This window comes from Halorubrum halophilum (genome assembly GCF_000739595.1).
GTDB classification, from domain to species: domain Archaea; phylum Halobacteriota; class Halobacteria; order Halobacteriales; family Haloferacaceae; genus Halorubrum; species Halorubrum halophilum.
Genome location: NZ_BBJP01000013.1, coordinates 107,191 through 125,473, shown reverse-complemented (window position 1 = coordinate 125,473; position 18,283 = coordinate 107,191). Strand labels below are relative to the sequence as shown.

General features: G+C 66.7%; 24 protein-coding genes. 10 read left to right on the top strand and 14 right to left on the bottom strand.

Features of this window, described 5'->3' with window-relative positions:
* Positions 1-79: 79 nt before the first annotated feature.
* Genes ndk through rpl7ae form a run of 4 tightly spaced genes read right to left on the bottom strand, consistent with a single transcriptional unit; the run spans position 80 to position 1,345 of the window.
* Positions 80-559, bottom strand: coding sequence for a nucleoside-diphosphate kinase (ndk, locus tag ACP96_RS04995; protein WP_050024970.1), 480 nt, complete (start codon positions 557-559; stop codon positions 80-82).
* A complete protein-coding gene (locus ACP96_RS04990; RefSeq protein WP_050024967.1) occupies positions 560-748 on the bottom strand; it encodes a 50S ribosomal protein L24e in 189 nt (62 codons plus the stop codon).
* Between the two features lie 3 nt (positions 749-751).
* A complete protein-coding gene (locus ACP96_RS04985; protein ID WP_004046478.1) occupies positions 752-976 on the bottom strand; it encodes a 30S ribosomal protein S28e in 225 nt (74 codons plus the stop codon).
* Positions 977-982: 6 nt separating this feature from the next.
* On the bottom strand, positions 983-1,345 hold the full coding sequence (gene rpl7ae, locus ACP96_RS04980) for a 50S ribosomal protein L7Ae (RefSeq protein ID WP_050024965.1): 363 nt from the start codon (positions 1,343-1,345) through the stop codon (positions 983-985).
* A 290-nt stretch (positions 1,346-1,635) separates the two neighbouring features.
* Here rpl7ae and ACP96_RS04975 point away from each other — a divergent pair, with 290 nt between their 5' ends.
* Positions 1,636-3,078 carry a bifunctional metallophosphatase/5'-nucleotidase gene (locus ACP96_RS04975; protein WP_050032468.1) on the top strand — a complete coding sequence of 481 codons (1,443 nt, stop codon included), beginning with the start codon at positions 1,636-1,638 and terminating at the stop codon, positions 3,076-3,078.
* A gap of 25 nt (positions 3,079-3,103) precedes the next feature.
* On the opposite strand, the gene ACP96_RS04970 is transcribed toward ACP96_RS04975, so the two are convergent.
* Complete coding sequence (locus tag ACP96_RS04970) at positions 3,104-3,421, bottom strand: DUF5785 family protein (protein ID WP_050024963.1); 318 nt, start codon at positions 3,419-3,421, stop codon at positions 3,104-3,106.
* 223 nt (positions 3,422-3,644) lie between these two features.
* On the opposite strand from ACP96_RS04970, the gene ACP96_RS04965 reads away from it, so the two are divergent.
* Positions 3,645-4,814, top strand: a complete 1,170-nt coding sequence (locus tag ACP96_RS04965) for a glutathione-independent formaldehyde dehydrogenase (protein ID WP_050032467.1) — start codon at positions 3,645-3,647, stop codon at positions 4,812-4,814.
* Positions 4,815-4,870: 56 nt separating this feature from the next.
* Here the strand turns inward: ACP96_RS04965 and ACP96_RS19125 are convergent, their stop codons facing one another.
* The gene (locus ACP96_RS19125; RefSeq protein ID WP_202593915.1) at positions 4,871-5,038 is read right to left on the bottom strand and encodes a hypothetical protein; all 168 of its coding nucleotides are present in this window, start codon (positions 5,036-5,038) and stop codon (positions 4,871-4,873) included.
* A gap of 139 nt (positions 5,039-5,177) precedes the next feature.
* On the opposite strand from ACP96_RS19125, the gene ACP96_RS19120 reads away from it, so the two are divergent.
* Complete coding sequence (locus tag ACP96_RS19120) at positions 5,178-5,330, top strand: hypothetical protein (RefSeq protein WP_004046465.1); 153 nt, start codon at positions 5,178-5,180, stop codon at positions 5,328-5,330.
* Between the two features lie 21 nt (positions 5,331-5,351).
* Here the strand turns inward: ACP96_RS19120 and ACP96_RS04960 are convergent, their stop codons facing one another.
* Complete coding sequence (locus ACP96_RS04960; protein ID WP_050032465.1) at positions 5,352-6,476, bottom strand: CobW family GTP-binding protein; 1,125 nt, start codon at positions 6,474-6,476, stop codon at positions 5,352-5,354.
* A gap of 97 nt (positions 6,477-6,573) precedes the next feature.
* Here ACP96_RS04960 and ACP96_RS04955 point away from each other — a divergent pair, with 97 nt between their 5' ends.
* The gene (locus ACP96_RS04955) at positions 6,574-7,041 is read left to right on the top strand and encodes a hypothetical protein (protein ID WP_050024958.1); all 468 of its coding nucleotides are present in this window, start codon (positions 6,574-6,576) and stop codon (positions 7,039-7,041) included.
* 437 nt (positions 7,042-7,478) lie between these two features.
* On the opposite strand, the gene ACP96_RS04950 is transcribed toward ACP96_RS04955, so the two are convergent.
* Both ACP96_RS04950 and ACP96_RS04945 read right to left on the bottom strand, forming a co-directional pair.
* Positions 7,479-7,808: a hypothetical protein gene (locus ACP96_RS04950; protein ID WP_050024956.1), complete on the bottom strand. Its 330-nt coding sequence runs from the start codon at positions 7,806-7,808 to the stop codon at positions 7,479-7,481.
* Entirely contained in the window at positions 7,805-8,842 is a 1,038-nt protein-coding gene (locus ACP96_RS04945; protein ID WP_050024954.1) for an Mrp/NBP35 family ATP-binding protein, read from the bottom strand. The genes ACP96_RS04950 and ACP96_RS04945 overlap by 4 nt, the downstream gene beginning before the upstream one ends.
* A gap of 204 nt (positions 8,843-9,046) precedes the next feature.
* Between ACP96_RS04945 and ACP96_RS04940 the strand changes: the two genes are divergently transcribed.
* Positions 9,047-9,826, top strand: a complete 780-nt coding sequence (locus ACP96_RS04940) for a response regulator (RefSeq protein WP_050024952.1) — start codon at positions 9,047-9,049, stop codon at positions 9,824-9,826.
* A 34-nt stretch (positions 9,827-9,860) separates the two neighbouring features.
* Here ACP96_RS04940 and ACP96_RS04935 read toward each other — a convergent pair whose 3' ends face one another.
* A complete protein-coding gene (locus ACP96_RS04935) occupies positions 9,861-10,670 on the bottom strand; it encodes an isopentenyl phosphate kinase (protein WP_050032464.1) in 810 nt (269 codons plus the stop codon).
* Entirely contained in the window at positions 10,667-11,701 is a 1,035-nt protein-coding gene (mvk, locus tag ACP96_RS04930; RefSeq protein WP_050032463.1) for a mevalonate kinase, read from the bottom strand. Before mvk ends, ACP96_RS04935 begins: the two co-directional genes overlap by 4 nt.
* Positions 11,702-11,837: 136 nt before the next feature.
* Between mvk and ACP96_RS04925 the strand changes: the two genes are divergently transcribed.
* The 5 genes from ACP96_RS04925 (at position 11,838) to ACP96_RS04905 (ending at position 15,950) form a co-directional block, all read left to right on the top strand.
* Positions 11,838-13,052: an RNA-guided endonuclease InsQ/TnpB family protein gene (locus tag ACP96_RS04925; RefSeq protein WP_154020404.1), complete on the top strand. Its 1,215-nt coding sequence runs from the start codon at positions 11,838-11,840 to the stop codon at positions 13,050-13,052.
* A 222-nt stretch (positions 13,053-13,274) separates the two neighbouring features.
* A complete protein-coding gene (gene tnpA, locus ACP96_RS04920) occupies positions 13,275-13,664 on the top strand; it encodes an IS200/IS605 family transposase (RefSeq protein WP_050024978.1) in 390 nt (129 codons plus the stop codon).
* A gap of 1 nt (position 13,665) precedes the next feature.
* Positions 13,666-14,820 carry an RNA-guided endonuclease InsQ/TnpB family protein gene (locus ACP96_RS04915; RefSeq protein WP_050032462.1) on the top strand — a complete coding sequence of 385 codons (1,155 nt, stop codon included), beginning with the start codon at positions 13,666-13,668 and terminating at the stop codon, positions 14,818-14,820.
* Positions 14,821-14,937: 117 nt separating this feature from the next.
* Positions 14,938-15,531 (top strand): mechanosensitive ion channel domain-containing protein, encoded by a 594-nt coding sequence (locus ACP96_RS04910; protein WP_050024977.1) that lies wholly within the window; start codon positions 14,938-14,940, stop codon positions 15,529-15,531.
* A 50-nt stretch (positions 15,532-15,581) separates the two neighbouring features.
* A complete protein-coding gene (locus tag ACP96_RS04905) occupies positions 15,582-15,950 on the top strand; it encodes a DUF4870 domain-containing protein (RefSeq protein WP_050024951.1) in 369 nt (122 codons plus the stop codon).
* A 113-nt stretch (positions 15,951-16,063) separates the two neighbouring features.
* Here ACP96_RS04905 and rpsB read toward each other — a convergent pair whose 3' ends face one another.
* Genes rpsB through ACP96_RS04890 form a run of 3 tightly spaced genes read right to left on the bottom strand, consistent with a single transcriptional unit; the run spans position 16,064 to position 18,280 of the window.
* Entirely contained in the window at positions 16,064-16,882 is an 819-nt protein-coding gene (gene rpsB, locus ACP96_RS04900) for a 30S ribosomal protein S2 (RefSeq protein ID WP_050024949.1), read from the bottom strand.
* Positions 16,883-16,898: 16 nt separating this feature from the next.
* On the bottom strand, positions 16,899-18,101 hold the full coding sequence (gene eno, locus ACP96_RS04895) for a phosphopyruvate hydratase (RefSeq protein ID WP_050032461.1): 1,203 nt from the start codon (positions 18,099-18,101) through the stop codon (positions 16,899-16,901).
* A complete protein-coding gene (locus tag ACP96_RS04890) occupies positions 18,101-18,280 on the bottom strand; it encodes a DNA-directed RNA polymerase subunit K (RefSeq protein WP_050024947.1) in 180 nt (59 codons plus the stop codon). The genes eno and ACP96_RS04890 overlap by 1 nt, the downstream gene beginning before the upstream one ends.
* Positions 18,281-18,283 lie beyond the last annotated feature (3 nt).

Here is an 18,283-nt window from a genome sequence, read left to right as displayed (position 1 = left end):
TCACCGGAAACGAGGTGTGTCGGAATAGCTACCGCTCGCGGGAACGCGGCGTCGAAGAAACCGAAAAGTGGTGCGCCGCTCAGTGCTGCTCGTCCTCGTACACCCACGCGGCGGTGTCGAGGCCGTAGTCGACGAGTTCGTCCTCGTCGAAGAACAGGTCGATCTCGCGCTCGTTGGCGCCCTCATCCTCGTGGTCCGACGCGTGGATCACGTTGTGGCCGAGGTCCAAACCGAAGTCGCCGCGGATCGTGCCCGGGGCGGACTCGGCGGGGTCGGTCTCGCCGACCATCGCGCGGACCTGCCGGGTCGCGTCCGCACCCTCCCACACCATCGCGAAGACGGGGCCGGAGGTGATGAAGTCGACGAGGCCGTCGAAGAACGGCTTGTCCTCGTGTTCACCGTAGTGCTCGTGAGCGAGGTCCTCGTCGATCTGCATGAACTTCCCGCCGACGAGCTTCAGCCCGCGCTCCTCGAAGCGAGAGACGATCTCGCCGATGAGGCCGCGCTGGACGCCGTCGGGCTTGACCATCACGAAGGTGCGCTCGTCGTGGTGACTCATCTACTCGCCACCCTGCTCGCGCCCTTCCTCGGTCCACTCGAGGTCGCGCGCCTCGCGGCCGAGGAAGTAGTTCTTCTCGGCCTTCGAGTCGACGAAGTGGAGGATCTGTCCGTTCTTCTTGACGTACATCGTGCCCGTGCCGGGCTCGATCTCCTCGCCGGTGTAGTCGCAGGTTCGTGTCTCGACCATTGGTTATCGCCCTCCGATTGAGTCGGCGTCGCGCTGGGTCTCCCGGAGCTGGAGCACGTCGCCCATGCGGACGGGGCCCAGGACGTTCCGGGTGATGATCCGGCCCTGGTTCGATCCCTCCTGGATGCGGCACTTGACCTGCATGGCCTCGCCGTGCATCCCGGTCTTGCCGACGACCTCGATGACCTCCGCGGTCGTCGAGTCGCCGGTGCCCTCTTCTGCGCTCATGGGTGGTTATCGAAGCTCCGCGACCTTCTCGCCGATGTCCTCGACGTCGTCGTCGGCGTCGCCGGCGTCGATGATGGCGGCGGCGGCCGAGCCGACTTCGAGGCCGGCGGCGTGGCCGACTTCGTCCTGCGTGTCGACGAAGACGACCGGGATGCCCTTCTCCTCCGCGAGTTCGGGGAGGTGCATCACGATCTCTTCGGGGGAGACGTCCTCGGCGACGATGACGAGGTCCGCGTTGCCGCGCTCGACGGCCTTCGTGGTCTCGTTGGTTCCTTTCTTCACGGTACCGGTGTCTCGGGCGACCTCGAGCGCCTCAAGCGATCGCTCTGCGAGGTCGGCTGGGGTTTCGTAGTCTACGTAAACGGGCATATGTTGTTCACCTATCCTCCGCGCGGGCTCGCGTGCTCGTACCGTGGTCGATCCCTAACGGCACGGCACATCATCAACCCCGCAGAGGCTGTGAAGCGACGTAGTCCGGACATCCATAAAAGCGCTTTCAATGTCCTGCGCGTGTGCGAGCGGGGATCACGGGGGTGGACCCGCCTCACTTACGGCGTTCGTGACGGTTCGACCGATCCGCCGCGGCGCACAACGGCGACGACCCGCCACTCGAACTCCGCGCTTTTTAAGCGTCGCTCGCCCTTCCTCTTCCACGTCCAATGGTCCGCCTCGTTCACTACTCCGACATCGAGAACGTCTTCGACGCCCCCAAGCGGGCGGCCCGCCTCGCCGGCCGGATCCGGGAGCTCTCGGGCCCGGACGCCGCCGTCGTCGCCACCGGCGACACCACCGCGCCGGGGGTCCTCTCGCTGGTCGCGACCGGTCGGCAGGTCCTCGACTTCTACGCCGCGACCGACACCGTCCTCGACACGTTCGGCAACCACGAGTTCGACTACGGGCCGGACCCGCTTCGCGGGCTCGTCGACGACGCCACCGCGACCTTCGTCTCCGCGAACGTCCGCGACGAGGACGGGAACCCCTTCGGCCGCGACGAGGGCGTCGTCCCGTGGACGACGCGGCGGATCGACGGCGCGACCGTCGGATTCGTCGGTGTCACCGACCCCGCGACCGACTCGTTGAATCCGATGGCCGCCGACCTCTCGTTCGACGACCCCGTCGCCGCCGCGCGGGACGCGCTCGTCGAGATGCGCGCCGATGCCGCCGAAAGCGGTGACGGCCTCGACTACGCCGTCGTCCTCTCCCATCTCGGCGCGGGCGACGACGACCTCGCCCGCGAGCTCGACGTGGACGCGGTTCTCGGCGGGCACATTCACAGCCCGCGCAACGAGCGCGTGACCGACACCCTGCTGGTCCGCCCCGGCGTCAACGGCGAGGCTGTCGTCGAGGTCGAGTTCGGCGGGACGAGAGACGGCCGGGGGGGAGACGCCGAGGGGGAGTCCGCCCCCACCGCGACCCTCCACGAGCCGGACGGCGCCGAGCCAATCGCCGGGCTGGAGGCCGCCCTCGAAGAGCGGATGGCCGCCGCCGACCTCGACGAGGCCGTCGACCGGGTCGCTGAGCCGATCGAGCGTGACGGCGAGGTCGTCCACGGCGGGGAGTGCCGCGTCGGCAACTTCGTCGCGGACGCGTTCCGCTGGGCCCTCGACGCCGACGTGGGGCTGTCGAACGCGGGCGGGCTCCGACAGGGCAACCCGTGGCACGGCGACGTGACGAAGGCCGACCTGATCAGCCTGATTCCGTTCGAAGAACCCGTAACGCTCGCGTCCGTTACCGGCGCGGAGCTTCGGGACGTGCTCCGCGAGATGGCCGCGCCCGACGTGGACTTCGGCGAGGACGACTGGTGGCACGGCCACGTCTCGAACGCCCGAGTCGTCTGGGACGCCGACGCCGAGCTCCTTCTGGAGGCCGCCGTCGGCGGCGAGCCGATCGACCCCGAGGCGCGCTACACCGTCGCCGTCTCGGAGTACCTGCTCCACTCCGACCACGAGTTCCCGACGCTCGCGCAGCGCCACCGGATCGACGAGGGTGATATCCAGTACGAGGTGCTCGCCGACTACGCTCGGGAACGCGGGATCGACCCGCGAATCGAAGGTCGGATCGAGATCCGGAACCGGAGGGGGATCGCCGGCGAGAGTCGGTGAGATCCGGTCAAAAGAGCGAGACCGCCTACGCGCTGCCGTCGACGAACTGCTCGGCGCCCTCGTAGAACCAGTAGCCGTTCTCGCGCATCGCGCGGCCGAGCTCTTGGTGGAACTCGACGAAGTCCGCGAACTCCTCCTTCTCGACGTGCTCGAAGATCTCCTCGACGGAAACGACGGTCTCGAAGTCGATCCGGATCGGGTGGTCGCCGTACTGCTCGACGTAGTCGGCGGCCGACAGCGGGAAATCTTCCCCTTCGTCGATCTTCTTCGCGAGCACCGCATGTCCGTACTGCCGCCTGCCCTCGCTCCCCTGTTCGCCGTCGGGGTCGTGTGGCCAGTCCATACCTCCCGATTCATCGGGACCGGGCATAGTCATTTCGGAAGACTAGACGTGGCTCGGATCGGTCCGGCGGTCAGGGCCGGCCAATTCGGCCGCTCGTTTCTCGTCTCCGGCGGAATGCGCGAACGAGTCTCGCATAATTAAATTATACCTTAGTTTATTAATAGTATAATATCATGTAAAAACGTTTAGAATACATGCAGCCCATTGATCACACGGATCACACATGAGAGCTGTTGTATACCAAGGCCCGTACGACGTGGCCGTCGAAGAAGTCGATGACCCGGAGATAGAACACCCGAACGACGTCGTGGTCGACATCACGACCTCCTGTATCTGTGGCTCGGACCTCCACATGTACGAGGGACGGACCGCCGCCGAAGAGGGGATCGTGTTCGGTCACGAGAACATGGGAATCGTCTCCGAGGTCGGCGAGGCTGTCTCGACGCTGGAAGAGGGGGACCGTGTCGTGATGCCGTTCAACGTCTCCTGCGGGTTCTGTCAGAACTGCGAGGAGGGGTACACCGGCTTCTGTACCAACGTCAACCCCGGCTTCGCCGGCGGGGCGTACGGATACGTCGCGATGGGCCCGTATCCGGGCGGACAGGCCGAAAAACTGCGCGTCCCGTACGCCGACCACAACGCGCTGAAACTGCCCGAGGGGCGCGAACACGAGGACTCGTTCTCGCTGCTCGCGGACATCTTCCCGACGGGGTGGCACGGCACCGAACTGGCGAACCTCGAATCGGGCGAGTCCGTCGCCATCTTCGGCGCCGGCCCGGTCGGACTGATGGCCGCCTACAGCGCGAAGCTCAAGGGCGCCGCCGAGATATACATCGTCGATCAGGTGCCGAGCCGGCTGGAGCTGGCCGAGGAGCACTGCGACGCCCACGCGATCGACTTCTCCGAGGGTGACCCGGTCGACCAGATCATCGAGGAGCACGGCGGGATGGTCGACAAGGGCGTCGACGCGGTCGGGTATCAGGCGACCGACCCCGACGACGTCGACACCGACACCGAGGACTACTCCTACCAGCCGGCCAAGGAGAACCCGGCGGTCGTGATCAACAACCTCATCCGCGTGGTCCGACCGACGGGCGAGCTCGGTATCCCCGGGCTCTACGTGCCGGAGGACCCGGGCGCGCCCGACGACATGGCCGCGCAGGGGCGGCTCGGCATCGACTTCGGGAAGTTCTTCGAGAAGGGGCTCAAGTGCGGCACGGGCCAGTGTAACGTGAAGGCGTACAACCGGTACCTCCGCGACATGATCATCGAGGGCCGTGCCGACCCGAGCTGGGTCGTCTCCCACCGCGTCAACCTCGACGAGGCGCCGGAGATGTACGAGGCGTTCGACGCCCGCGAGGAGGGCGTCACGAAAGTTCTGCTCGAACCCTGAACCGTCGAGGCGAGGCCTCGCCGCCCGCGTTCCGACTTTTTAGACCCCGAGGACGATCAGGCTCGGAGCCACGCCTTCGGGTGTTCGTCCCGGAGGTGGGACTGGTACCGCCCGACGAGCTCCGGGTAGCCGTCGGCGACGCAGTGCCAACCGCAGTGCTTGCAGGTGCGTTCGACCGCGTCGTCGCTCCCCTGCACGTGTCCGCCGCGCCTGTAGGTGACCATGAGTGTCTCGTCGCGGCTTGACCGCGTTGATAGGTACCGTACGCCACGAGCGGGGTTCACTCTGTCGGCGCTCGGAGAGCGCAGTCTCCGCGTCCGACCCGCCGAAACCGGTATGTCGGTCCCGCGCGTTGCGGTCCGTATGTGTAAGTACTGCAACTGGGCGTTCCACGACGGCTGGGGGGAGCTGTTGAAGTACGACGACGTCTACCAGTCGGCGGTCGGCGCCGAGACCGAGTCCACCCACGGGTTCCACGAGGACTGGGACGACCTGCAGGCGGAACTGGGGATCTGACTCGACAGCGTTAGCGCGGCCTCACAGCGGGAAGGCGTCGGCGGCCGACGCCTCGTCGGCGTCGGTCGTCGCCAGCCCGTCGAGCTCCCCGCGGATCCGCGCTTCGTCCATCTCGCTGCCGATGAACACGAGCCGCGAGCGGCGATCGTCGTCGGGGCCCCACTCGCCGATCGGTCCCGCCTGCACCGAAGGCCCGGCCTGACTCACGCCGATGACCTCGTCGGTGCCCGCGACGTTGGCGACCCCTTTCGCCCGCACGATCGCGCCGTCCCAGTCGTCGAGCCACTCCGCAAACGACTCGGGATCGAGGGCGTCGCCGGAGCGGTAGACGAACGAGTCGACCCCGTGGGCCGCGGCGGCGCCCTCGGCGTGGTCGTGCGCGTGACTCTCTCCCTCCCCTCCGTGTTCGTGACCGCCGCCCTCGCTCTCGGCGATCGCCCGCTTCCACCCCGGCGACCGCTTGGCCGTCTCGAAGTCGAACCGCCCGGTGTCGAGCACGTCGTCCGGGTCGACCTCGGAGTAGCTCGTCCGGATCCGCTTCGCTCGGGGACCGAGACGGTCGGCGACCGACTCGATCTCGTCGAGCACGTCGTCGGGGACCATGTCCGTCTTGTTCAGCACGAGCACGTCGCAGAACTCGATCCCCTCGACGAGCACGTCCGCGAGGGGGCGGTCCGCGGTCGACTCCCCGTCGCCCGGCAGGCTCTCCCCGGCGTCGAACTCCTTCCAGAACCCGTAGGTGTCGAGGACGGTCACCATCGTGTCGAGCCGGAAGCGCTCGGTCGGGTCGACCTCGCTGTCCTCGGTCCCCTCCGTGAACGCCCGCGCGATCGGGATCGGCTCGGAGATGCCCGACGACTCGACGAGGAGGTAGTCAAACTCGCGGGACTCCGCGAGCGCCGCGGCCTCGCTCAGCAGGTCGTCCTGCAGCCGACAGCAGATGCAGCCGTTCGAGAGGTCGACGATCCCCTCGTCGTCGTTCTCGCGCGCGACGAGCTCGGCGTCGACGTTCACCTCGCCCATGTCGTTTAAGATGACGGCGATCCGCCTGTCGCCGGGATTCGCGAGCAGGTGATTCACCATCGTCGTCTTCCCGGCGCCGAGGTACCCGCTGAGAACGGTCACGGGAATTCGGTCGTCGCTCATGTGTGTTACCGTGAGACGTGCTATCAGTATGAAACGATCGATCGGTGGGATTCCACCCGTCACAAAGTTTACCATGGCCGCCGGGAGGCCCTCCACTATGCGCCGCAGAGCCCTCCTCTCGACCGCGGCCGCTGTCTCGACCGCCTCGATCGCGGGGTGTCCGACTCCGCCGTGGGGCGAGATTCCGGAAACCGTCGACGGCGCGGAAGTGACCTTCCGCCGCGAGCACACTGACGAGTTCGAACCCGACGAGCCGAGTTTCAGTGACACCCCCGTCTTGCTCCGCGCGGTCGACGCCGACCCGCCGCGCGTCACCGTCAGGGGGTGGTTGTTCGGCGGATCGCGGGACTGCTACCGCGTCGACCTGATCGAGGCCGACCTCGACGCCGACCGCCTACTGCTCCGGCTGACCACCGAGGACGATCCCGACTGGGACGGCGGCCCGTGCTCCGATATCGGCCAAACGCATCCCTACGAGATCGCCGTCGAATTCACGGAGGCGGCCGTTCCGGAACGCGTCGAAGTCCGCCACGGCGACGAGACGGTGCTCGACGAGCGGGTGTGAACAAGCGGGTGAGGCCGGAATCTGACCTCTCAGGCTTATAAATGAACTGCGGTGGCGCGTGCCTCTGAGCGCCCACTGGGCGCGAAGAGCACGCGCGAGGGAATCGGGCGGCCGGAGCGAAGCGGAGGCCGGCCGACGAGGCTGGGGAGGCGTGAGGTGCGGTGCTGTGCGAGGCGGGACTCAAAGGGGCAGTCGCGAGGGCGAAGCACGCCGCAGTAAGCACCGCAGCGAGTGAGCGGAGCGAATGAGCGAGGAGCACAACAAGGCGCGCGAGCCGTCGCGGCTGGGGCTTTGAAGACGTTTGCTGCCGATCTTCCAGCAGACACTTATAAGCGAGCGACTGGTGCTTCGAAGGTATTCACTACGATACCCGTGAAATCCGTATAAATGCGACCGAATAAATCCTCCCAGCCGACCGCTCCACCGCCAACCACATCCTATCGCTCGATCCCGCCCTGCTCCTTGATCTTCATGATGTGCCGGACGTTCAGGTAGATCTCCTCGGGGGAGGTCTGCTCCTCCGAGTCGTACAGGTCCGACACGCGGTAGAGGATCGCCGAGAGCTGTTTGCTCTCGGAGCTGTCGCCGCGCACGTCGGCCGCGATCTCGCGGAGGAACTCCCGGACCGCGTCGTCCTCGGCGAACCCCTCGTCCGCCGCGTCCGCGGCCGACTCGGGGACGACCGGGTCGACGCCGGCCGCGTCGAGGGGGTCGGCGGGGTCGTCGCTCTCGCGGCCGTCTTCGTCGGCTTCGTCTTCCCCGCTCATTGCCCTCCGCTCACCTCGCGGCGACGCACCACGCCGGCGTTGTTCGCGACGTTCTCCACGATCACCCGGAACGCGTCCGCGGTCTCACCCTCCTCCAAGACCACCGGCTCGCCGTCGTCGCCGCCGGTCCGGACCGCGGGATCGAGCGGCACGCCGCCGAGGAAGGGAAGCTCGTGCTCCTGCGCGAGCGCCTTCCCGCCGCCGGAGCCGAATATCTCGTGGAAGCCGCCGCAGTCCGGACACCGGAAGCCCGCCATGTTCTCCGCGATCCCGAGGACGTTCGTGTCGTGTTTGCCGAACATCCGGAGCCCCTTCACCGCGTCGTCGAGCGCGACCTCCTGCGGGGTCGTGACGATCACGGCCCCCGTCAGCGGGAGCGTCTGGAGGATCGTGAGCTGGGTGTCGCCCGTCCCCGGCGGCAGGTCCATCACGAGATAGTCGAGCTCGCCCCACTCCACGTCCTCGACGAGCTGGGTGATGATCTTGTGGACCATCGGCCCGCGCCAGATGACCGGGTCGTCCTCACCGGTGAGGAAGTCCATGCTCATCAGCTTCACGCCGAAGCGCTCGGGGGGGACGATCGTCTCGCCGTCGGTCTGCGGGCGCTCCTCGGCCGACACCATCCGCGGGACGTTCGGGCCGTACACGTCGGCGTCGAACAGCCCGACGCGCGCTCCGAGCTCCGAGAGCCCCGCGGCGATGTTGACCGCCATCGTCGACTTGCCGACGCCGCCCTTCCCGGACGCGACCGCGATCACGTTTTTCACGCCCGGCAACACCTGCTCGTCCGCGTCCAGATCGTCCGGGATCGACGCCGACAGCTCCACGTCGAGGCCGGTGTCCGCGAGCGCCTCGCGCACGTCGTCGGCGATCTCCGACTCGTGCGGGGAGAAGGGCGCGCCCAGCGCGAGCGAGACGCGGACCTCGCTCTCGTCGACCTCGATGTCGTTCACCAGCCCGAGCGAGACGATGTCGTCGTCGAGGTCGGGGTCCCGCACGTCCGCGAGCCGCTCCCGTACGTCCGCTTCCTTCATGCCCGGAGGGAAGGTCGTGGGTCGAATAAGGGTTCTGTACGGGGCGTCCCGGTCGGCGAAGCACGCGCGCTTCGATCTTGTTCGGGTGGTTCGAGCAGTTCGGCCGGTTCGAACAGTTCGAGCAGTTCGGGCGAGCCGGGAGGACTCGGCTCAACGCCGTGCGATCCCCGAAGTGCTTATGGTGTGAGGAAAAAGCAATCGGTTATGCGCGACGGGACGGAGCCGACGGCGACGACCCGGCTGCTCCACGTCGAAGACGACCCGGCCTTCGCTGATCTCACCGCGACGTACCTCGGCCGGCTCGACGAAGCCATCGACCACGAGACCGTTCGAACGGTAGCGGCGGCCACAGAGCGGTTCGACGAGGAGGCGTTCGACGCGGTCGTCTCTGACTACGACCTCCCGGACGGCACCGGGATCGACTTCCTCGAACGCGTTCGCGAGATCGATCCCGAGTTTCCCTTCGTCCTCTTCACCGGGAAGGGGAGCGAGGAGGTCGCCAGCGAGGCGATCTCCGCCGGCGTCACCGACTACCTCCAGAAGGGCGGGGGCGCCGACCAGTTCGAGATGCTCGTCAACCGGCTCCGCAACGCGGTCGATCGGTATCGGCTCGGCCGGCAGGTCGAGCGCAGCGTCGCCGCGCTGGAGGCCGCGAGCGAGCCGATCGGGATCTTGGGCGCCGACGGGACGTACCTCTTCGCCAACGAGGCGTACGCGTCGGTGTACGGGATCGAGCGGGAGACGCTGATCGGGACCCACTGGGAGCGGTTCTACCCCGACGACGAGGTCGAGCGGTTCACCGACGAGATCCTCCCGATGGTCACCGAAGAGGGGTACTGGACCGGCGAGGCGACGGTCGACTGCGTCGACGGCGGACGGGTGCGCGAACGGCTCGTCCTCACCCACACGACCGACGGCGGGCACGTGTGTATCATTCGCGGGGCCGAACAGATCGCCGACAGCGAGAGGGCGGACGACGACTGATCGCTGCCCGCGATCGCCTCGTCCGGCTGTCCCGTCAGTCGATCCGCGTCCCGGCGTCCTCTCCGCGTAAGAACGGCGCCAATCCCGCGGCACCGAACACGTGCGCCGGCGCGTCGAGCGCCAGCAGTTCCCGTACCTTCGCGGCCATCCCGCCCGACACGTCGGTCGCGTCGCTCGCGCCCAGCGCGTCGGCGACCGCCTCGAACGAGTCGACGGCGGGGATCACCGCGCCGTCGGCGTCGAGGACGCCCGGAACCGTCGAACAGACCCCGACCCGTTGCGCGCCCAGCCCGGCGGCCAGTTCGACGACGAGCTCGTCTCCGGAGACGACGGTGACGCCGGCTCCCGCGGTCGCGACGCCGTCGCCGTGGAGCACCGGGACGAACCCTTCGTCGAGCAGCGTCGCCGTCGAGGAGAGCGGCAGGTCGAGGTCGCCGTCGGCTCCCGCTGGGCGCGCCGAAAGCGAGAGCGGATGGACCGGCACCGCGGGCACGCCTCGCTCGTGGAGCCGGTCGAGAACGGCCCGGTTCAGCGTCGTCATCGCGCCGTGAATGTCCATCACCGCGTCCGCGTCGTCTGTCCCCGCCATCGTCGAGACGCCGTGCTCGCTGGCGTGGTGGTGGCCGAAGCTTCCGCCGCCGTGGACGACGACGAGTCGGTCGACCGCGCCGTCGACGAGCGCGTCCGCGACCGCGTCGCAGGCCGCGTCGAGCGCGTCGTCGTCGAGCGTCTCCGGGCAGTCCTTCTCCGTGATCAGGCTCCCGCCGAGCTTGAGGACGACCGGGGGTTCGGGCTCGGAGCCGGCAGCGGCGTCGGCGGCGGAGCCCGTGCCGTCGCCCGTCACGGCTCCACCACCCGGACGCCCTCGGTCGCCAGTTCGGCGCGGAACGCCTCCTCACAGCCTTGGGTGAAGGAGAGTGCGGTCTCGGTCGCGTCACTCGGATCGAGCGCGACGATGCAGCCGCCGCCGCCCGCACCGGTGAGCTTCGCGCCGTGGGCGCCGGCGTCCCGAGCGGCCCACACCATTGCGTCGAGCGAGCGCGCGGAGACGCCGAGCGCCGAGAGCAGCCCGTGGTTGAAGTCCATCAGCTCGCCAAGCTCCGCGAGCAGCTCCGGGGACGCCTCCGCGTCGGCGCCCGGCTCTTCTTCCGAGACGGCGTCCGCGAGCAGCCCCTCACCCGTCCGGACCAGATCGCCGATCGACTCGACGGTGTCGGCCGCGAACTCGTACTCCTCGCGGAGCTCGCCGACGCCAGCGACGAGCTCGCCGGTGTCGCCCGCACCGCCGTCGAAGCCGACGACGAACGGGAGGTTCGGCGCCTCGATCGGCTCGCAGTTGTCGCCCTCGACGCGGACCGCGCCGCCCATCGTCGAGCAGAACGTGTCCGCCCGGGAGGCCTGCCCGTCCTGCACCTCGTACTCGGCGCGGTACGCGCGGTCGGCCAGCTCGCGGCGGTCGAGCGGCTCGCCGAGTGCGCGGGTCGCGGCGTCGATCCCCGCGACCACGACGGCCGCGGAGGAGCCGAGCCCGGCCCCGAGCGGGATGTCGCTCTCGACGGTGATGTCGAAGCCGGCGTCGGGGGCGTCGGCCGCGTCCCGCGCCTGCTCGACCGCGGCGTCGACGTAGCCCATCGCGGCCTCGACCAGCGGGGTCGGAACGTCCACGTCGGGGCGGTCGCCGGTGCCGCCGGAGTACTCCACCGTGAACCCGTTCAGCGAGAGGTCCTCGGCCTCGACGCGGACGTGGTCGTCCGACCGGGGCTCGGCGGTCACCGCGGCGCGTCGCTCGATCGCTGCCGGAACCGCGGGCTCGCCGTAGACGACGGCGTGTTCGCCGAAGAGGTACACCTTCCCCGGCGCTTCACAGAGGGTCATCTTTTACAAATGGGAAACCCCGACGTTCACGGCGGGGAGGAACGTGACACGGTGCGAATCTACGCTACTCTCGGTTGCTGACATACTCCCCACTACGAGCAGAATTATTATAAATCTACTTCACTACATATGAAATATGGCGGAGGTGCGTCGCACGGTCGTCGTCAAACTCGACGTAGACGACAGCGACGCGACTCTCCTCCACGAAACCATCGAGGAGTATCTGTGGGCGTGTAACTACGTCGTCAAAGACGCATGGAAAGACGACTACAAGCCCACCTCCAAGACCAAGCTTCATGACCGAACGTACTCGGACGTGCGCGAACAGACACGCCTCCAAGCAAATCTCGTTCAATCTGCACGCAGCAAGGCCGCCGAAGCCATCAAGGGCGTCGTCGCTCGGTGGAAGCGCGGCAAGAAGGCGTCACAACCACACTTCACGACGCCCTCTATCCGGTACGACAAACGGAGTGCGACGTTCCACGATGATCACGTGTCCCTCTCCACGGTGAACGGACGTATCGAAGCCGAATACGTCCTCCCGCCGGAGGGAGACAACCCGCACACCAAGTACCTCCGCAACGACGAGTACGAACTCACGGGTGCGACGCTTCAGTACCGCGACGCGACGGACACCTTTTTCCTCCACATCGGAACGAAGGCCGACGTGGAGTCCAAGATACCGGACCAAGGCGACGCCGAGAACAGCACAGTCCTCGGCGTGGACCTCGGTATCGAACAGATAGCCGTCACGTCGACCGGACAGTTCTGGAGCGGCGACTACCTCGCCCACCGTCGCCGGGAGCACGAGCGCGTGCGCGGCGACCTGCAACGGACGGGTACGGAGTCGGCCCATCGAACTATTGATCAGATGGGCAACCGAGAGACGCGGTGGGTAGAGGATTACCTCCACCGCATCTCGAAAGCCATCGTCCAAGAGGCGGTCGCACACGGGTGCGACAAGATCGCGTTCGAGGAGTTGACGGGCATCCGCGATCGGATGCCGGGCGCAAAGAAGCTCCATGCGTGGGCATTCCGCCGCTTGTACGACTATACCGCATACAAGGCCGAAGCGGAAGACATCGACGCCATGCAGGTAGACCCGGCGTACACGTCCAAACGGTGCTCGAAATGCGGGACGACGCTGGACGAGAATCGTCCGTCGCAAACGCGGTTCTGTTGCCAGAAGTGTGGGTACGAGGTCAACGCGGATTACAACGCGGCGAAGAACATCGGGTTTCGACTACTCCGTGCGGGGCAAAAGTCTCCGCACGGAGGGGCGATCACTCACCTCGCCCTAAAGTCGGGGACGCTGAACGTGAACGGCGGCTACTCGCCTGCCACCCAGTAGGGTCGGCCAGAACGGGAGTCCACCGACAAGCTCCGCCTTTTAGGGCGGAGAAGGTGACACGAACTCCCTCTCTCCGCGTGCTTACAGCGATAGCGAGGCGAAAGCCCACCCGTTCACGGGTGGGATGAAGCCGACAACTGGGACTCGATCCACGTCCGTAGCCACAGCTGGGGTTAGATACTTGCGTAATATCTTTAGATGAGTAGTGTCTATATATTGGCGATGCCTCGTGGGTTCGACAGGGAACGTACCAACATCCACAAACTCCAGTACCACTTCATCTGGTGCCCGAAGTACCGCAAGTCGGTACTCGAAGGCGAGGTACGCGACCGTCTCGAAGCACTCATCGAGGAGAAAGCCGACGAACTCGACCTCGAAATCTTGGAGTTGGCAATTCGCCCCGACCACGTACACCTGTTCATCACGGGCGCTCCGACGCTTGCCCCGAACAAAATAATGCAACAGATCAAGGGCTATTCATCGCGCCGACTTCGTGACGAGTTCGATTTTGGTCTGCCGTCGCTGTGGACGCGCTCGTACTTCGTCTCAAGTGCGGGCGACGTATCCAGCGAGGTCATTGAGGAATACATCGACTCCCAAGCAGGTGAATAGCATGGAACGGACCGTCTCAACCACGGTGCGGGTCAAACTCCACTCGCTGACCAACAGGAAGACCGATCTGCTCGCCCGTGAGTACGAGGCGTTCCAGACCGAGGTACACGGCGGAGACGCCGACCTCTACTCCGCGACCAAGCAACAGGCGTCGAAGGTACAACGACAGAAAGACCCGAATCCTGACACCGAACAACCCGTCGTCCTTCGCAACGACGTGTTCGACGTGTCCTGTGACGAGGCTACTGTCCTATCGTCGTGGTGGGTGAAAGTCCCCGTCTACGACCCTGACAAAGGGCGGGGCAACTCCATCTGGTGTCCCGCCCACGTCCCGAAGAAGGACGAACAACTCGTTCGAGAGGGCAACGTTCGGGACAGTGAACTGGTGCGCCGTGACGGTGACTGGTACGTGCATCTCGTCGTCAAGCGGTCTGTGACCGTTCAAGACGAGTACGACGACGTACTGGCTATCGATATGGGCGCACGGTGGGTCGCCACCTGCGCGTTCCTCTCTGACCGCAAGACCACGTTCTACGGCGAGGAAGTCCGTCGTACCCGTGAGCACTACAAGCAACTGCGGAAGTCGATCGGGAAGGCGAAACCACGACAGGGCCAGCAGGTGGTCGAGCGTATCGGTGACGCTGAGGCACGCAAAGTGGACGACCGCCTCCACAAGACTGCCCGCCAAATCGTGGAAGACGCTGAGAAGCGGAACGCGGTGATCGTCGTGGGGGACCTCGGTGGGATTCGCAAGGACAACGACAAGGGACGGTACGTCAACGACAAGACCCACAAGATGCCGTTCGCCCGCCTGCTCACCTACATCGAGTACAAAGCCTACGACGCGGGTATCGACGTGCAGTTGGTCGACGAATACGAGACGTCGAAAACGTGCAACCGCTGTGCCTGCGAGGGTGTCCGAGAGACGCAGGGACGCTTTGAGTGTCCGGAGTGTGGACTGGACGACAACGCCGACAAGAACGGTGCGCTGAACATCGGCAAACGAGCCCTGGGCAAGTTCTCGAAACCGCTGTCCGAGGCGGGGGCCGTACTGGCACGGCCCGAAACGCAGGTCATCGTCCACCGCGACGACGAACCTGCGAACCTCTCTGTATCCGTGGGTTCAACCCCCAGTGGGGGAGCCCCACGGCTTTAGCCGTGGGAGGATGTCAGAGGCGTTGCGCTTGTGGGCGGGGCGAGCAGAGGAGTATTCGGAGCGGCAAGCCCCTCCGACCCCGCCAGCTTTTCACTAATGGCCGCCGTCGTGCGCGCCATGACGACGCTCCCGTCGCTTCTGACGCGGTCGATCGCGAACTTCGTCGACGGCGTGGCCGTCGCGATACCGCGGCTGCTCTCGGGGCTGGTCTTCCTCGCGCTGGCGTACGTGACCGTGCGAATCGTCCTCTCTCTGGTTCGAACCTCGATCAATCGGCTCTACGTCGGTGACCGCGAGCTCGTGGGCGACCTCCTCGTCACGCTCGTAGCGATCTTCCTGTGGTTCGGCGTCGCGCTGACGTTCCTCAAGATCCTCGGCATGGGCGACATCGCGGCGAGTCTGGGTACCGCCGTCGGCTTCATCGCGTTGGGTATCTCGTACGCGCTCTCCGAGATGATCGAGGACACGGTGGCGGGTGTCTACCTCCTCCGCGACCCCGACTTCAACCCAGGCTACCGCGTCGAAGCGAAGGGCGTGACGGGAACGGTCGCCGCGATCGAGCTCCGAAAGACCCGGATCGACACGGACACCGGCGACCGCGTCGTCCTCGCGAACCGAGAGATCGAGTCGCGGTGGACCCACGACGTGCCCGTGGAGGCGGGAGCCGAGGAGCGTGACGCGACCGCGAACGCCGAGCCGGACACTAGCTAAAAACACCGAGCCGGCAAATACCTAAATACCGGGACGAAGATCCCAAACCTATGGCGTCTACAACGAAGAGCGTCGGTGCCGGCGGCCCGAACGGTAACACCTCCCTAGCGGCGATAACGCACATCCTCGCGCTGTTCACGTGGCTGATTGGCCCGCTCGTGGTCCTCCTCGTCACCGACGACGAGTTCGTGAAGGCGAACGCCCGCAAAGCGATCAACTGGCAGATCTGGCTCACGATCTACTCGATCGTTGGAGGCCTGTTCGTGTTAGTGACCGCAGTCATCGGAGTCGGCCTCTTGATCGCGCCGATACTGTTCTCCATTCTCGGCCTCATTGACCTCGTGTTCATCGTTATCGCCGCCGTGAAGGCGACCGACGGCGAGGTGTGGAGCTACCCGCTCACGATCGATCTGCTGTAGACGGCGGCTCGCACCCCTTTCCGGGGATGACATGTTTTCTGCCCGAGTGCCGCTAGGAACAGACACTGGTTCAGAACGTTCGCGAAAAGTCGAACTCGACGTCGAAGACCGACTTACAGTTCGTCCTCGAAGTCCTCGAGGGCGAACACGGTGTCTGCGCCGCGGCGGTCGAGCGTCTCGTTGGCGAGGAGCCAGTAGACGACCGACAGCGCGCGTCGGCCCTTGTTGTTCGTCGGGATGACGAGGTCGACGTTCGACAGCTGGTTATTGGAGTCGCACATCGCGATGACCGGGATGCCGACCGTGATGGCCTCCTTGACGGCCTGCGCGTCGCCGATCGGGTCAGTGACCACGACGACGTCCGGCTCGATGTAGCCGGCGTAATCGGGGTTCGTCAGCGTGCCGGGGATGAAGCGTCCCGTGCGGGCGCGGGCGCCGATGGCGTCCGCGAACTTCTCGGCCGGGAATCGACCGTACTGGCGCGAGGACGTGACGAGGATCTGCTCGGGGTTGTAGTTCTCGAGGAAGTCCGCGGCGGTGCGGATCCGCTGGTCCGTCGTGCTCACGTCGAGCACGTACAGGCCGTCGTCGCGGACGCGGTGGATGAACCGCTCCATGTCCTTCGTCTTCTGCTGGGTCCCGATGTGGACACCGGCGGAGAGGTAGTCCTCGACCGGGATCAGCAGGTCGACGTCGTCGTCGGGCATGACGTCGTCGTCGAACGGGGAGGCGTCTTCCTCGTCCTCCTCGGCGGCGTCGTCGCCCGCGTCGGCCTCGGCGGTCGCGTCGGTCTCGGCGTCGGCGGATGCCTCCTCGGCAGCCGCGTCGGCGGTCGGTTCCTCGGTCGTGTCGGCCTCCTCCTCGACCGCCGCGTCGACCGCCTCGGTCTCCGCGTCGTCGTCGAGTTCGACCGCGTCGTTGTCTTCGCTCATGCGTGGTGTCGGTCCGTCATACTGCGTCGTCCGCGATGCGGACCAGTTCGTTCAGCTTGGCGGTGCGCTCGCCGCCGACCGTGCCGGTCTTGATGAACCCGGCGTCGGTCGCCACGGCGAGGTGTGCGATGGTGGTGTCCTCGGTCTCGCCCGACCGGTGCGAGATGACCGTCTCGTACCCGTTGCGGGCGGCGAGTTCGACCGCGTCGAACGTGTCCGACAGCGTCCCGATCTGATTCGGCTTGATCAGGATGCTGTTGGCCGCGCCGACGTCGATCCCTTCCTGAAGCCGCTCGACGTTGGTGACGAACAGGTCGTCGCCGCAGATCAGCGTCCGGTCGCCGACCCGGTCGGTCAGCTCCGCGAACGCCTCGTAGTCGTTCTCGTCGAGCGGGTCCTCGACGTACGCGAGGTCGTACTCGTCGACGAGGCCGGCGACGTACTCGATCTGCTCGTCGACCGATTTGGTCTCGTCGCCGTAGACGTACGCCTCCTGATCGTCGTCGTACAGCTCGGCGGCCGCCATGTCGAGCCCGAAGCGGATCTCGAAGCCCACGTCCTCCTCGACGCGGTCGACCGCCTCGTCGACGACTTCGAACGCGTCGGCGTCCGAGATCGGGGGCGCCCACGCGCCCTCGTCGCCCTTCGCCGCGGGAACGCCGCGCTCGTCGAGCACGTCTGCGACCGCCGCGTGGACCGCGGCGTTCGCGAAGACGGCCTCCGAGACGCTCGGCGCGCCGACGGGCGCCGCGAGGAACTCCTGGATGTGGGTCGCCTCCTTGGCGTGCTCCCCGCCGCCGACGACGTTGCCGAGCGGAACGGGGAAGTTCTCGCCGCGGAACGCGCCCCCGAGGTGCTGGTACAGCGGCGCGCCGAGCACGTCGGCGGCGGCCTTCGCGGCCGCCATCGAGATCGCGACCGCGCTGTTGGCGCCGATCGCCGAGAAGTCGTCCGTGCCGTCGGCGGCGCGTAGGGCGCTGTCGACGGCGCGCTGGTCGCCCGCGTAGACGCCTTCGAGTCGAGGGACCGCGTGCTCGCGGGCCTTCGCGATAGACTCGTTGGCCGGGAGCTCGATCGCCTCGTACTCCCCGGTCGAGGCCCCGCTGGGCGCCGCCCCGCGGCCGAAGCCGCCGGACTCGGTGAGCACGTCGGCCTCGACGGTCGGATTCCCGCGCGAGTCGAGCACGCGACGCAGCGAAATGCTGGTGATTCGGGTCATCAGTTGGACTCCCTCCGGACGGTGAAGGGGAGCGCACCCGCGTCGTACTCCTCCGCGGCGACGAGGATGGGCTCCGTCTGGTCCGTCTCGATCAGCACGGGCGCCCCGTAGGACACCTGCAGCGCTCGCGCGCCGAGGATTCGTGCCTTCTCGTACCGATTGTATCTCTGTTCTGACATGGG